Here is a 15,331-nt window from a genome sequence, read left to right as displayed (position 1 = left end):
GACTTTTTTCTACAAGAAATTCTACAAAAATTATTTAAAAAATTTTCTCAGACAAGATTAGAACATTCCGCCCCCGCCTTTATTAGTATTGTCTTCTCTTTGTTTACGTTGTAGGTTTTTGATTTTTCCTCCTCCAAAGTTATAAGTCAAACCTACATAAACCGTTTGGCTTTCCCATTTAAATTGGCCTGTTTGAGGATAAGGATTCTCAGTATCGAAAGCATATTTCATTGTGTCAAATACATCATTGAATCGAACACTTAAATTCATTTTATTGTCTAACAATGTATATCTCGTACCAATATCCATTTTATACATTTCGTGGCTGTTGTTTTGAAGTCCGTCTGTTGCACCTCTATAGAAACCAAAAGCTAAGAAACTTAAACGTTTGTTCACTTTAAAGTTAGAGTTCATACGCCCATTAAATGCAGAAACTGTAACTGTTTTGTTCATAGGTCCAGTTTTATTTTCTTCTGGTATAAAACCATATACAACTCCTGATTGATCAATGCTAGAAAAATCAATCGATGGCTGAATATCCCACCATTTTGTGATTTTATAATTGAAAGACATTTCAAATCCGTAAGCAGTATTATGATCAAAATTTGTAAAACTCATGATTTGCTTTTGTTCAGTTGGATCTGCTGGGTCAGGATATAAAATTCTGCTGATTTGATCATTAATGCTTCTAACGAAAACACCTGCTGTAAAACTTCCTTTTTCAAGAGTTTTAGTATAATTTACTTCAACAGAGTTGGTAAACTGAGGTCTTAATTCAGGATTTCCTAGTGAAGTAACTAACGGAGTAGAAAATTCACGGATAGGTTTTGTCTGCTCTAAACTCGGACGGTCTACACGACGGCTATAGCTGAACTGCAAAGTGTTTTTCTCAGTCAAATTATACGTCAAATAAGCTGAAGGATATAGGGTGATATAATCATCATCAAACACAGGTTGACCAAAGTTTTTTGCTTGAACTTTATAACTTTCAAAACGAGCTCCTACTTGATAGCTTAATTTTTTAAACTTCTGTCCAAAAGTTACATAAGCAGAATAAATATCAGTATCATAAGTATATTCTGAAGTTCTGTTTTCGATAGGAAGTGACTCATTCCCACTTAAATAAGTGTTGTCAGTTCTTGTGATTCTTGCTTCTGCTCCAGCTTCAAGAGTTGTTTTTTCGTTTAACGGATTAACATAATCTACGTTTATCGTGCTTAGTTTTCTACCGCCTTTTAAAAAATCGTCGTATACAACATTTGAAGCTGTATTGTCAGTTTTGGTAGTTTGAGTATCAAAAGAAGCATTTTGAGTTTCTTTATTATCGCTATAATTTGCTTCAAAATCTAAAGTATGACCTTCTTTTTTAAAGATGTGTTTGTATGCCAAATTATAAGTTCCAACTTGGTCTGGTCCCCAATATTTTGATTTTTGTAAAATATTTGAAATATCAGAACCAGTTACATTGTTGTAGTCAATATTAGTGTCTACAAAACCCTTTCCGTCAGATTTGTTTTGGTTGGTGTAGATGGATAAAGTGTTATGATCATCAATTAAATAATCCATACCAATTTTATACAAATAAGATTCATTATCATTTAAGATATCTAAGTTTTGAGTAATGTCTTGGTCGAATCTTTGAATCAAACCTGTGTTATGATAAGTTCCAAAGTTTTGTCCCACATTTCCAAAGAAATTCACTTTCCCAGTTTTATAATTCAAATCTAAAGACTGGTTGTATTTCGCAGTTTCACCAAAAGTAATACCACCGCTGTAGCTTCCATTAAAACCAGTATTTGCATTTTTATGCAAGATGATATTAATGATTCCAGACATTCCTTCTGGATTGTATTTCGCACTTGGATTGGTAATCAACTCAATTTTCTTGATAGAAGTTGATGGAATCTGTTTCAACAATTGAGCAGGGTCAATATTAGAAGGACGACCGTCAATCAATACACGAACATTATCATTTCCGCGAAGCGAAAGTTTTCCATCCTGATCCACATTCACAGAAGGAATATTGTTCATAATGTCAGATGCCGAAGCTCCAGCAGTTGTTAAATCTTTACCAACATTAACTACTTTTCGGTCAATTTTTTGTTCAATTGTCGAACGTTCTGCAACAATGTTCACGCCTTTTAACTGAGTAGCTTCCTCTTCAAGAGAAACATTTACAGTAGCAGTTTTCCTGTTTTCGCTTAAAAGAACAGAACCAATATATTTTTTAAATCCAATATATTGAATTTCTATTGTGTAACTTTTTAATGCGATATTTTTAAACGAAAAGTCTCCATTGTCATCTGTGTTCACTCCAGAAACTACTTTTCCATTTTCTTTAAGCGAAACCGTTGCGTAAGAAATTGGCGCACCGTTAGACTTCTCTGTAATTTTTCCAGAAACATTTCCTGTATTCTGGGCCTGTGCAGTTGCGATTATACCTAATAACGCAAACAGAAAGAATTTTAATTTCATGATTTTTTTACTGATTATTTTGATTTGATTGATGATGATTTTGTTTTGTTAGTTTTTTCTTTTTTTCTGATTTCAAAAAATGAAGTCACTATGTAAGACTCTTTTGTATTTGATATGTTACAAGAAATTGAAGAAAAAAATATATTTTTTATCTCATCGGTTGTTTTGTAAGAGATTAAGCTTTTGGTTTTTTGATAATTTTAACAATTAAAAAATGTGCTTTTTTGTCAAATTGAAACTCTTTTCTTGAATTTAATATGTTTTTGATTTTCTCTAATTGATGAATAAGCAGTATCTTTGCTCACTTTAAAATAAGTTTACATGTCATTATCACAAATTCTTACACCTTCTATACAAAAAGCAATACAAGCATTATTTGATGTTTCTGTTGATAAAATCGAATTTCAAACTACTAGAAAAGAGTTTGAAGGAGATATTACAATGGTCATTTTTCCGCTGTTGAAAGTAACTAAAAGCAATCCAGTTGAATTAGGAAATAAAATTGGAAATTATTTAGTTGAAAATGTTTCTGAAGTGGCGCGTTTTAATGTAGTTTCTGGTTTCTTAAACATTGTAATTTCAGATAGTTATTATTTGAATTTCTTTAATGGAATAAGAAATGGTAAACAATTTGGATTTGTAACGCCAAACCCAGAAGATAAAGCGGTAATGGTAGAATATTCTTCTCCAAATACCAACAAACCTCTACACTTAGGTCACGTTCGTAACAATTTGTTAGGGTATTCTGTTGCAGAAATTTTAAAAGCTTCTGGTAAAAAAATATATAAAACGCAAATTGTCAACGATCGTGGAATTCATATTTGTAAATCGATGTTGGCTTGGGAGAAATTCGGAAACGGAGAAACTCCTGAAACTTCTGGTTTAAAAGGCGATAAATTGGTTGGAAAATATTATGTAGAGTTTGACAAAGCCTATAAAACTGAAATTAACGGTTTAATTGAAACTGGTAAAACTGAAGAAGAAGCAAAAAAACAAGCGCCAATTATCATTGAAGCACAAGAAATGCTTAAGAAATGGGAAGCCGGTGATGAAAAAGTGATTTCTCTTTGGAAAAAAATGAACGAATGGGTTTATGAAGGTTTCGCAACAACTTATGCTAATCTTGGAGTTAATTTTGATAAATATTACTACGAAAGCAACACTTATTTATTAGGAAAAGATGTTGTTCAAGTAGGTTTAGATAAAGGTGTTTTTGAAAAAGACCCAGATGGTTCTGTTTGGATTGATTTGACTGATGAAGGTTTAGATCGTAAAATTGTATTGCGTTCTGACGGAACAGCAGTTTATATGACACAAGATATCGGAACTGCGATTCAGCGTGTGAAAGACATGCCAGATGTTGGAGGGATGATTTATACAGTTGGAAATGAGCAAGATCATCATTTCAAAGTGTTGTTCTTAATCTTGAAAAAATTAGGTTTTGACTGGGCTTCAAACTTATTTCACTTATCATACGGAATGGTTGATTTACCTTCTGGAAAAATGAAAAGCCGTGAAGGAACTGTTGTAGATGCAGACGATTTGATGCAAGATATGACAGACACTGCAAAACAAATTTCAGAAGATTTAGGAAAATTAGACAGCTATTCTGACGAAGAAAAAGCGAAAATGTATAAAACAATTGGTTTAGGAGCTTTGAAATATTACATTTTAAAAATAGATCCTAAAAAACGTATCTTATTTAACCCAGAAGAATCTGTAGATTTTGCTGGTAATACTGGTCCGTTTATTCAATATACTTACGCTAGAATTCAATCAATTATTCGTAAGGCAGATTTTGATTTTTCTTCTAATATTGAAATTGAAGAATTGCACGAAAAAGAAAAGGAATTGGTAAAACAAATCGAACTTTTCCCAGAGATAATTCAGAATGCGGCTCAAAATCATAGTCCAGCATTAATTGCTAACTATACTTACGATTTAGTAAAAGAATACAATTCTTTTTACCAGTCAGTGCACATTTTAGGAGAAGTTGATTTAACAAAAAAAATATTCCGAGTACAGCTTTCTCAGAAAGTTGCCGAGGTAATTAAATCTGCATTCCAATTATTAGGAATTGAAGTTCCTGAGAGAATGTAAATCTTACATATAAATAAAAACAGACGGCCGATGATTATTTTTAATCATCGGCCGTCTGTTTTTAGAATTCCCCTAAGCCTATTAATCTTTTATAATATTGAAAATAATAATCTATAGGTTTTTAATGCTGTCTTATTTTGATACTTTTTTGGCTTAATTAATTATTTTGTAATCTAATTCTGTATTATTTTTGAACTCAAATTAAATGTTTTGCGCCTTTTTATTTAATGGCAATTAGTATTGTTATAAAATTTTAATTTATCCTCATATCGTTTTTAACTATTTTGAATTAGTAAGCTTTTAGAAAATTATGATAAAAGGATTTGAACCGTTGAGATTACAATTTCAACGGTTTTTTTTGTAAGATAAAAATAAATTCATTCTTACAAATAAATTCTTCTTATTGCGCATAATAAGCCCATTCCATATCCTGATTTATTTTATTATAATATATTTCTTATAATTATTAATGTTAAAAGTAGATATATACTTGTTAAAATTATTTTAATTTTTTAAGTTCGCCACCTATAATTAAAAAATCAAAATAATGAAACAAAAATTAAAAGGATTTATGATGCTTTTTTTCATTCTGATTTTGCAGTCTGGTATTGCTCAGGAGAAAAAAATTACGGGAGTCGTTTCAGACAATGCGGGAATACCTTTACCAGGTGTTAGTGTATTGATTAAAGGGACTAAAGTAGGGGCGCAAACTGATTTTGATGGTAAATATGCAATTAAGGCAGCATCAAATCAAGTATTGGTATTTAGTTACATTGGAATGAAAACTCAGGAACAGCTGGCTAGTTCTTCAGTTATTAATGTAAAAATGATTGATGCAGCAGCTCAGGAATTAGAAAGTGTTGTTGTGACTACGGCAATGGGGATTAAAAAACAAAAAAGATCTCTTGGTTATGCGACTACAAGTGTAAGTGCTAAAGATTTGACTGACGTTGCGAATGTAAATGTGTTTGAATCACTATCTGGAAAAGTGGCTGGTGCGGATATTTCAACTCCTGCACAAGCTGGAGCTTCTTCAAAAGTTATTATTAGAGGATTCAATTCATTGTCAAACAGTAGCCCGTTGTATGTTGTTGATGGAACACCAATTAATAACAGTAATAATGGTGGCAGACTAACAGCTGACGGAAAATCAACCAATAATACTAGAAGTTTTGACGCTGGAAATGGTATTAGTGATTTAGATCCGAACAACATTGAAAGTATGTCTATCCTGAAAGGAGCAGCTGCATCTGCATTGTATGGATCAAGAGCTGCAAATGGAGTTGTTTTAATTACTACAAAATCAGCTAAAAATAAATCAAAAATAAGTATTGATTTTTTAACTTCAACTGATTTTAATGAAGTAGCTAGAGTTCCTCATTTGCAAAATGATTTTGGTCAAGGATGGAGCGGTGTTTCATATTCATCTTGGGATGGAGCAGCAAATGCAACCAATACTGCAAGTAATGAAAATGGTTCATGGGGTGCTAAATACAATGGCGAAGTAAGACCTTGGGGAGCTATAATCAATGGTGTGCAACAAAGCAAACCATATGTTGGTTTGCCGAATAATGTTAAGGATTTTTATACCACAGGTACTACATTCACAAATAGTATTCGTGTGAGTGGAGGTGGCGAAAACTCTAATTTTTCATTAAATGCTTCTACGGTTGATTCTGATGGTATTTTTCCAACAACTGCTGATGCTTATAATAGAAATACTATAGGATTGAATGCTGGGATTTCTGGAAGTAGATTTACATTAAGAACTAGTGTTAACTATATTAACAAAGATCAAAATGTAGTTAATACAGGACAAAGTGGTACTGAGGGGGGGACAGTTGCGCAAGCATTGGCACAGACACCTAGAGATATTAATATTGTTGGATTAAAAGATTATAAAAATAACCCTTATAATACTCCAAGTAACTTTTATTCTCCTTACGTAAATAATCCGTATTGGGATTTGCAGGAAAATGCAACTAATGTAAAAGGAAATCGTTTTTTTGGAAACGTAAATTTGAGTTATAAAATTACGGATAAATTAACTGCAACGTATCAAGTTGGGGGTGATTACCGAAATGAAAAAATCAAATCATATGGTGCAATAATGAATTACTTTCTTGGATCTGCAAATGCTGATGCAGCAAAAGCGCCTGTTGTAGGAGGTGTTACAGAGAGAACAGCAGAAAATATTGAGACCGATGTAAACGTCAATTTGACTTATGCTACGGCAATCGCAGAGAAATTCAATCTAAATGCAATGGTTGGATTTAATAACAATCAAAGAAGCGGTTCTTCTTTAAAAGCTTCTGTTACTAATTTAGATGTTCCTAATTTTTACGAGCTTTCTAATTCAACGTTATCACCTATTGTAACGCAAGATGATTATTTAAGAAGAAGTTATGGTGTATTTGCATCAGTTGAAGCTTCATACAGAGAAAAAGTCTTTGTAACATTGACAGGACGAAATGACAGGACATCAACACTTCCACAAGGAAAGAACTCTTATTTTTATCCTTCATTAAGTGTTAGTGGAGTTGTATTAGAGAATGAAAAGCATTTTGTAAAATTAAGAGGTAGTGTTGCTTCTATCGGAAATGATACTGGGTATTATCAAACAAGCAGTTCAATGATTCCTGCAAATGCTGCTCTAGGATTTGGAAATATTTATCTTCCAATTGGAGGAGTAAATGGATATGAACTAGGAGGAAATTTAGGAAACCCAAATCTTAAACCAGAAAGAACTACCGAATATGAATTAGGTTTTGAAAGTAATTTTTATGATAAAAGGGTAAACTTAGATTTGTCTGTTTATCATAAAAAAACAACAGATTTATTATTTTCAAGACCATTAGCCGCTTCTACGGGGTATTCATCTCAAACAGACAACATCTTAGATCTTCAAAATAGAGGTATTGAAGTTGTTTTAAATATTGTTCCTGTTAGGACTCAAAATTTTAAATGGGATTTTACTACTACATTCTCTAAAAACATGTCAAAAGTTCTTGATATTGCTTACGGACTTGACAAGCTGACTTTAGCATCTATGTATGGAGTTAATTTTGTAGCTGAAAAAGGAGAGCCTTTAGGAGTATTTACAGCCCTTACACCTAAATTAACGCCAGATGGACGACCAATAGTTTCTTCTACGACAGGATATTATGCAACTGCAACTGATCAAAGTACAGTAGGAACATCTCAAAGAGATTTTGTCATGGGATTTAAAAACAATTTCAAATATAAGAATTTCAATTTAGGATTTAGTTTTGATTGGAAACAAGGTGGTGAAATGTATTCTTATACAAAGAGAATAAATGAATTTGCAGGAAATGGTATAGAAACAACATTTAATGATAGAAATACTTATATCATACCAAATTCTGTAATCGAAGTAAAAGACGCTTTTGGAAACATTACTTATGCTGAAAATACAGTGCCAATGACAACAAGTAAAGTGACTAGTTTTTGGAATACTTCATCAAATCCAGGTATTGAGGCGGGGCATGTTATTGATAAGACATTCGTTCGTTTGAGAGATGTCTTTATAGCATACAGCATACCAAAAGGCTTAGCACAAAAGTTTAAAATGACAAACGCAACCATAAGTTTATATGGAAAAAATCTATTTATGTGGACACCTACAGCGAATCCGTATGTGGATCCTGAATTATCAACTTATGGAGATGGTTTATTGAGTGAAGCTGGAGAATTTGCAACTAACCCTTCTCAAAGATCTTATGGGGCAAGTCTTAAACTAACATTCTAAAAAAATACAAAATGAAAAAAATTATTATAAGTGCACTTATTTTATCTACTACATTCATAGGATGCAGTACTGATTTGGATATTAATAAAGATCCAGATCTTTTAACTCCAGAGCAGACTCCATTAGCGACGCAGCTTCCTTCGGGAATTATTGGAATTGTAGGGGCAGAAGGAGGTATAATGTCAATTATCGGAGGTTTCTGGTCACAATATTATACACAGTCAGCGGCTGCTAATCAATTTAGAAATATTGATTCCTATAATATTACTACAAATGATTACAATTATGCTTGGACTAGTATGTATGACGGACTTGCAGATATAAGAGCAGTACAAAGAAAAGCCTTGGCAGAAGAGAACTGGAATTATTATCTAATTGCAACTACTTTATATGTTCAAGCCTCTCAAATAATGACGGATTTTTATGGTGATATTCCGTATGAAGAGGCATGTAATCCAAAAATTTTAACTCCAAAGTTTAATACAGGGCAAGAAGTATATACTTTAATGATCAAAGATCTTAATGATGCACTTGCTAAAGATTTAAAGACTTCAAAAGGAACTGTTCCAGGGAAAGATGATTTTATTTTTCTTGGAAACATGACAAATTGGAGAAAATTTGCGAATACCTTAAAACTGAAAATTTATATGAGACAGTCAGAAAAAAATAGGGTTGTTTCAGATAGTGGTATAGCTTCTTTATTAAATGACCCGAATGTTTCTTTCTTGGATACAGATGTAGCTCAGTCTAATTTTATTGGTTCAACAAATTATGAAAACCCTTTGTATGAGTACAATTATAGATTAAATGTTAGAACAAATATGAGGATGAGTAGAACATTGGGTCAGTATTTAGGTGAAAATAGTGATCCTAGAGTGGTGGCCTTTATTTATTCGGGATCTCTAACTAATTCGAAAGCTGTTTTTCAAGATCAGGGGAATTATGAAGCAAATCCTAGTTTAGGTTATGCAAAAGGACCTACTAATGCGTCTTTGCCTGATGTGATTTATAATGGCGCTAAAAAACCTGTATACTTAATGTCATTAGAAGAAAGTTTGTTTTTACAAGCTGAAGCATTAGAAAGAACAGGCTCAAGTGGAAAAGCTAAATATGATGCGGCACTAACTGAAAACTTCAGGAAAAATGGTATTAATTCTGCAACAGCGAATACTTTTATTAACGGCACATATGCTTACCCTCAAACAGGTACATTCGATCAAAAATTAGAAGCAATAATTGTTCAAAAGTGGGTAGCTAGTTTCCCTGAAAACGGATTTGAGGCCTTTTTCGAGAAAAATAGAACAGATTATCCAAGAACTTCTCCAATTGCACAAAATGTTGCGGGTTATGTAGGAGGACAATTCGCTTTTTCTGCAAGTCCAGATGTAGTGGTTGCTTACGGAGCTTTTCCAAAAAGAATTCCTTACCCATTATCTGAGAGAAATTACAATCCGAATACTCCTGAATTACAGGCGGCAACAGTTAAAATCTGGTGGAATAAGTAATTGCATTTATATAGTATCAAGTAGAAAATCAAATCAATAAAAATGAAAAAATTAAAAGACAATATTATAAAAATACTTTGCGGTATTCTTATTTCTGTTTCATTTGCTTCTTGTGATGCAGGGGGCGATCCTGAAGCAGGAGGTACAACTACGCAAAATTTTGCTGGTGACTGGTTTATAAACGTTAAGGTAGAAGGAGTAAATAAGTTTATCCGTTTTTCTACTTACAATACGTCGGTAAACGATAACACTATGTTTATTGACGATAATGGATTGTCGCAGACTAAACCTAAATTACAACTTTTAAAAGCGAAGTATGCAATAAATTTAAGCAATGGGACTTTTGCTTCTGATATTAATACTCCAAATTTGAGGCAGACCAATCAAACTGTTACTATAACAAATGGTAAAATTGAAAAAATGGCTGGAACGTCAAGAGGCGGTCATACCGTTGACAAGATTTCATTTACAGTTGAGTACAGCAATGAGCCAGGAGTTAAGTATGATTATGTTGGAACAAAAAGAACAGGTTTCAAAGAAGATGAATACTAAATTTATTTAAAAAGCAAAAAATCCGGAAGCCTCTAAACTTCCGGATTTTTTTATAGCAACTAATTCTAATTACTTGACGAATTTATCAATGATTTTATCTGTTTCTGCTTTTGCAGTATCTGGTTTTAAATCAAATAATAAAGAGTAAAGTGCTTTTCTTTCAACTTTAGCTTCAAGGTTTAAATCTTGATGTCTGTCAAAAAGGGTCTGCCATTTATCACGAACATTTTTCCAAAGAACATTATTTGCTACCCACCATTTTTGACCAGCGATACATTTTACGTCTGGAACTTTAGTGTAAACATCAAATCCTTTTTCTTGAGCTAAAAGAACATCTTTTCCGGCATCGTCACGAACCAATTTGTCGTTATCTTGTTCATGGTTCCATCCTGTAGAAGTGATTTCGTGGATGTTTCTTCTTTTTAAAACATTATAATCGTTACGTTTAGTTTGCTCTCTTCTTGGAAGCGGTGCATCGGCAACGTTTGCCCAGTAATTTTTTCCGTCAACGTGAACCCATGTTGAAGATCCTTCATATCTTGGACTATCATCTACTTGATATACTTTTTGAGTCCATTGGCCTTTAACAGCTTTTTTATCTAATTTTTTGTATTTCCAAGAATTTCCTTTGTCAAAAGAATATAAGTCTGTGTTTTCGTATAGCCAATCTTGTCTCCAGTGTTTGATAATCATATCGTCACTTACAATTAATAAGTGCTGCATTACAATTTTATTTGGAGTGTCTTCTAATAATTCTACCCATTCTAAAGCCGATTCGTGTTTCGTTTCTGATGGTTTATAAGTAAGAGTATCTTTTGGATAAGAGAACGTTTCTGTGAAATTAAACTTCACCTCATAACAACCGCACATCGATTTAATTGATTTTATGTCTTGTTGTTTCTTGTCCTGACTAAATCCAAGACCACACGTTAAAGCCATAGCGGCTGAAAAAAAAAGGCTTTTTGAAATCATAACTTATTTTTTTGTTTTTAAATTTTCGCAAATATATAAATTTAATTTAGAACAATTAAAAATAGTTATATATTTGCATCGATTATTAAGACTGAATAAAAATAATGAAAATTAAAATTACCCTTTTTGCTGGACTTCTTTTTTGTACTTATTCTTTTGCGCAGCAAAAAGATACTATTAAAGCAGCTGAAAAATTATCAGAAGTTGTAGTGACTGGACAATTAGAGCCTCAGTCTATAAAAAAATCGGTTTTTAATGTTAGAGTGATTTCTAAAGAGAATATAAAACAGCTGGCGGCAAATAATTTGGCTGATGTTTTAAATCAGTATTTGAATATTACGGTAACATCTAATGGAGATGATGGACGCTCTAAGGTATCTATGTTTGGATTAGATTCTCAATATTTTAAAATTTTGGTTGATAACATACCTTTAGTAAGTGATACAGGAATGGGAACAAGTGTTGATTTAACGCAGGTAAATCTTGATGACGTTGAGCGAATCGAAATTATCGAAGGATCAATGGGAGTAACCCATGGAGCAAATGCAGTTACTGGTATTTTAAATATTATCACAAAAAAAGGTGGTGGTTATAAGTGGCAGATTAATGCGACCGTTCAAGAGGAAACTGTTGGTAAAGAGTTTGCATTTTTTGATAAAGGCCGTCATATCCAATCGGCTAAAATTGGTTACAATTTTAATAAAAATTGGTTTGTTAATATTGGAGGAAATCGAAATGCGATGGCCGGTTATTATGATGATAAGCAAGGAAAAGATTATGATAAAAATGATGGTCTTAGAGGTTATACTCAACTCCCGAAAGAACAATTGGTTGGAAATGCAATTTTAGGTTACCAAAAAGATGGTTTTAGAATTTTTTACAAATTTGATTATTATGGTGAAGATGTTCATTATTACAATCCACTTGTAAATATTGAAGATAATTATCCATTTCCTGACACTTATTTTTCTAGAGATAAAAGATATATAACCAATCGTTATTATCACCATTTAAATGCCAGCGGAAATCTTTTTTCGAAATTAAAGTATAATGTTTCCGTTTCTCAACAGAAACAAGAACGTGATTTAGAGAATTTTGTTTATCACATAGACACAAAACAGGAGGTAGATAATCAAAGAGAAACTTATCAATCAAAAGAGGTTTTTTATTCAACAGGTACACTTAGTAATTTCTTTGATAATAAAAATGTAGACTTTCAGCTTGGTTACGAAATCACTAACGAGAATGGTTTTTATGACTCTTCAGTTGGGGCTTTTAGAGATGATAACCAGCAAGGGGTAGATATTAGAAAGAGACTTGAAAATTATGATATTTATTCAGTTGCCGAAATTGGCGTAAATGATAAATTCTCCATTCGTCCGGGGCTTCGATTTTCATTTCAAAGCGCTTTCGATAATCAATATGCAAGTTCATTAGGTTTAAGATATCTTTTTGATAAAGGATTAGAAGCAAGAGCTTCTTTAGGTAAATCTTATCGTACTCCGAACTTTGATGAGCTGTATACTTATTTTGTAGACTCAAATCATAATATGCAAGGGAATGCTGATTTGATTCCAGAAACAAGTACTTCTTATGAAGTTAGTCTAAAAAGAGCCTGTACTTTTGATTCGGGCGCTCAAATCTCAAACAATTTAGCTGTTACATATTTGGATGTTGATGACAGAATTGATCTGGTTACAACACAGGTGAAACCTTTGCATTATAAATATGTTAATATCAACAGATATAAAATGTGGAACATTTCAACCGTAGAACAATACACTTATAAAAATTGGAATGTAATGTTAGGTGCTGCTGTGGTTGGAATTTCAAGAAGACTTGATTTAGCAGCCGAAAACTTAGTGTCTGATGATAAATTTTTCTACTCGTTCAGATTAAATTCAAGTATCTCCTATAACATTCCAAAATGGAATACTTTGTTTGCTGTTTTCTATAAATATAATGGGCAGCAGCAGCAATATGTTGCAGGAACTGGCAGTGATGGAAAACCAGGTTTCTTTTTAGCCGAACTTCAGCCATTTAGCTGGATGGATGCTTCTATTAGAAAAACATTCTTTAAAAATCAATTTGAAGTTACTGTTGGAGCCAGAAACCTTTTTGATGTTACCAATCTGCAATCTGTTCAAAATGGAGGTAGTACTGATGCAAGCGGTGGAGCACATGGAGGAGGAGGAACTACTACCGATATGATGTTGGGTTACGGCCGATCTTACTTCTTAAAACTTTCGTATAATCTAAATTTTAATTAATAAATCAATACCATGAAAAAAAACTTTATTCTAATATTATCTTTTATATTACTTGCCATTGGTGCTTGTAGTAGTGACGATGAAGTAGCTCAGGCTAATGTTGTAGCTTTTGCAGCGACTTCAGTAAATTTATCTGCTGAGACGACTCCAATCGAAATTAAATTTGCTTCTCCAACTGCATCCGCAGGTTCTTTAACTTTAACTTACACTGAAACTGCAGTTGCAAGTGGTACAGATTACACTACTACGCCAGCAATCGTTGCAGGTAAAGTAATCGTTCCTTTTGATCAAAATGTTTCTTCTGTGACATTTACTTTTAAGAAATTAAAAGAAGCTATTGAAGGTGAAGTTAAAAATGTAGTTTTCACTATTAGCAGTGCAACTATCAATGCTGTTATTTCTGAAAACAAATCTATTCAGGTAAACTTTAACGAAACAGCTTCTTTAGGAAATGCATTAGCACCAGAAGTTGGAGGGCCAACAGAACCGAATCAAGTTTTTGTTGACTTTAGCAGTGGAAAAATGACAGCGGTTCCTAGAGTTTCATGGGATTTAGGATTCTATTCTGGTACAGATTTTAGAGTAATAATAAATCATACTGTAAAAATGTCTGCGAAACAAACGGAGAGTACAAATATTGATGAGGTTCAGACAGAAGATCCAACGATGATTTTTACTCAAGGAACTGGTAGTGCAACTCAAGTAGATGATCCATCAGGAGATATTACTAAAACTACTATTGCAGCTATCTCAGCAACAGACAGTGAGAATAGAGTTTATTTGATTAATATGGGAAATAATCCAGCTACAATTAAACCAGAAACTGGAAATGAAGGTACTGTTAACGGGACTTCTAGAGGATGGAAAAAAGTTAGAATTTTAAGAAGTGGAAATGATTATAAAGTACAATATGCTGATATTGAAGCTACTACTCACAATGAAATTACTATTACTAAAAACGCTGCTTACAACTTTACATTTTTGAGCTTATTAGATAAGAAAACAGTTAGTGTAGAACCTCAAAAAGCACAGTGGGATATTAGTTTCACAAGTTTTACTAATACAACTTCATTTGGAGGAGGTTTAGTTCCTTATAATTTTGCTGATTTTATTTTGAGCAACCTTAAAGGAGGCGCAAAAGCATATCAGGTACTTACAACTGCATTTACATATGATGCTTTTGTTTTAGCAAATGTTGATAATGCTAAATTTACTGATGATCAAAGAAATATTGGTTCAAACTGGAGAGGAACAGTGGGAGGAACAGATGCAAATGGTAATCCAACTTCTTCATTTAATGCAAGAACAGATCGTTTTTATGTTGTTAAAGATCCAGCAGGAAATGTTTATAAAGTGAGATTTACTGCAGGTGTAAACGCGGCAGGTGAAAGAGGTTATCCAACTTTACAATACGCTATCTTAAAATAAATTCATAAATGAAAAATCAAAGAAATACAGTTTTTCATTCTAAAACATATGGTATCACACCAAAAATCTAGTTAATCATTAACTTTGTTTTTTTTATTTTTTTTTGATTTAAGAGGTTAGAAAGTCTAACCTCTTTTTTTTGCTCTACTTTCTTGTTAAAATGAAATAGAAACAAAATGTTATTCTATCTTTGCACAAATTTTTTTCTGCAATAAGTTAACAATTATTTAATTGGTTTAATTTTTGAATGCAGATCTTCA

Annotated in this window: 8 protein-coding genes; 6 read left to right on the top strand and 2 right to left on the bottom strand. The window is 32.5% G+C overall.

Annotated elements, in window-relative coordinates; all coding sequences use genetic code 11:
- Positions 1-57: 57 nt before the first annotated feature.
- The gene (locus QLQ96_RS01170; protein ID WP_482493999.1) at positions 58-2,475 is read right to left on the bottom strand and encodes a TonB-dependent receptor; all 2,418 of its coding nucleotides are present in this window, start codon (positions 2,473-2,475) and stop codon (positions 58-60) included.
- A gap of 321 nt (positions 2,476-2,796) precedes the next feature.
- Here QLQ96_RS01170 and argS point away from each other — a divergent pair, with 321 nt between their 5' ends.
- The 4 genes from argS to QLQ96_RS01150 all read left to right on the top strand — a co-directional run bounded on the left by argS (position 2,797) and on the right by QLQ96_RS01150 (position 10,401).
- A complete protein-coding gene (gene argS / locus QLQ96_RS01165) occupies positions 2,797-4,575 on the top strand; it encodes an arginine--tRNA ligase (protein ID WP_482493997.1) in 1,779 nt (592 codons plus the stop codon).
- Positions 4,576-5,122: 547 nt separating this feature from the next.
- Positions 5,123-8,344 (top strand): SusC/RagA family TonB-linked outer membrane protein, encoded by a 3,222-nt coding sequence (locus QLQ96_RS01160; protein WP_482493996.1) that lies wholly within the window; start codon positions 5,123-5,125, stop codon positions 8,342-8,344.
- A gap of 11 nt (positions 8,345-8,355) precedes the next feature.
- Positions 8,356-9,849, top strand: a complete 1,494-nt coding sequence (locus QLQ96_RS01155; RefSeq protein ID WP_482493994.1) for a SusD/RagB family nutrient-binding outer membrane lipoprotein — start codon at positions 8,356-8,358, stop codon at positions 9,847-9,849.
- 42 nt (positions 9,850-9,891) lie between these two features.
- Positions 9,892-10,401: a lipid-binding protein gene (locus tag QLQ96_RS01150; protein WP_482493992.1), complete on the top strand. Its 510-nt coding sequence runs from the start codon at positions 9,892-9,894 to the stop codon at positions 10,399-10,401.
- A 69-nt stretch (positions 10,402-10,470) separates the two neighbouring features.
- Here the strand turns inward: QLQ96_RS01150 and QLQ96_RS01145 are convergent, their stop codons facing one another.
- Entirely contained in the window at positions 10,471-11,373 is a 903-nt protein-coding gene (locus QLQ96_RS01145; RefSeq protein ID WP_482493990.1) for a DUF6607 family protein, read from the bottom strand.
- Between the two features lie 104 nt (positions 11,374-11,477).
- On the opposite strand from QLQ96_RS01145, the gene QLQ96_RS01140 reads away from it, so the two are divergent.
- A complete protein-coding gene (locus QLQ96_RS01140) occupies positions 11,478-13,643 on the top strand; it encodes a TonB-dependent receptor plug domain-containing protein (RefSeq protein WP_482493988.1) in 2,166 nt (721 codons plus the stop codon).
- Positions 13,644-13,655: 12 nt separating this feature from the next.
- Positions 13,656-15,071, top strand: a complete 1,416-nt coding sequence (locus QLQ96_RS01135) for an HmuY family protein (RefSeq protein WP_482493986.1) — start codon at positions 13,656-13,658, stop codon at positions 15,069-15,071.
- Positions 15,072-15,331: the final 260 nt, after the last annotated feature.

Source organism: Flavobacterium sp. B167r, assembly GCF_056824315.1.
This window is presented reverse-complemented; position numbering and strand designations above follow the sequence as displayed.

Excerpts from the sequence above, each read along its gene's own strand:
- QLQ96_RS01155 (WP_482493994.1), top strand. The coding sequence starts at position 8,356 with ATGAAAAAAATTATTATAAGTGCACTTATTTTATCTACTACATTCATA.
- QLQ96_RS01160 (WP_482493996.1), top strand. The coding sequence starts at position 5,123 with ATGAAACAAAAATTAAAAGGATTTATGATGCTTTTTTTCATTCTGATT.
- argS (WP_482493997.1), top strand. The coding sequence starts at position 2,797 with ATGTCATTATCACAAATTCTTACACCTTCTATACAAAAAGCAATACAA.
- QLQ96_RS01170 (WP_482493999.1), bottom strand. The coding sequence starts at position 2,475 with ATGAAATTAAAATTCTTTCTGTTTGCGTTATTAGGTATAATCGCAACT.
- QLQ96_RS01140 (WP_482493988.1), top strand. The coding sequence starts at position 11,478 with ATGAAAATTAAAATTACCCTTTTTGCTGGACTTCTTTTTTGTACTTAT.
- QLQ96_RS01150 (WP_482493992.1), top strand. The coding sequence starts at position 9,892 with ATGAAAAAATTAAAAGACAATATTATAAAAATACTTTGCGGTATTCTT.
- QLQ96_RS01135 (WP_482493986.1), top strand. The coding sequence starts at position 13,656 with ATGAAAAAAAACTTTATTCTAATATTATCTTTTATATTACTTGCCATT.
- QLQ96_RS01145 (WP_482493990.1), bottom strand. The coding sequence starts at position 11,373 with ATGATTTCAAAAAGCCTTTTTTTTTCAGCCGCTATGGCTTTAACGTGT.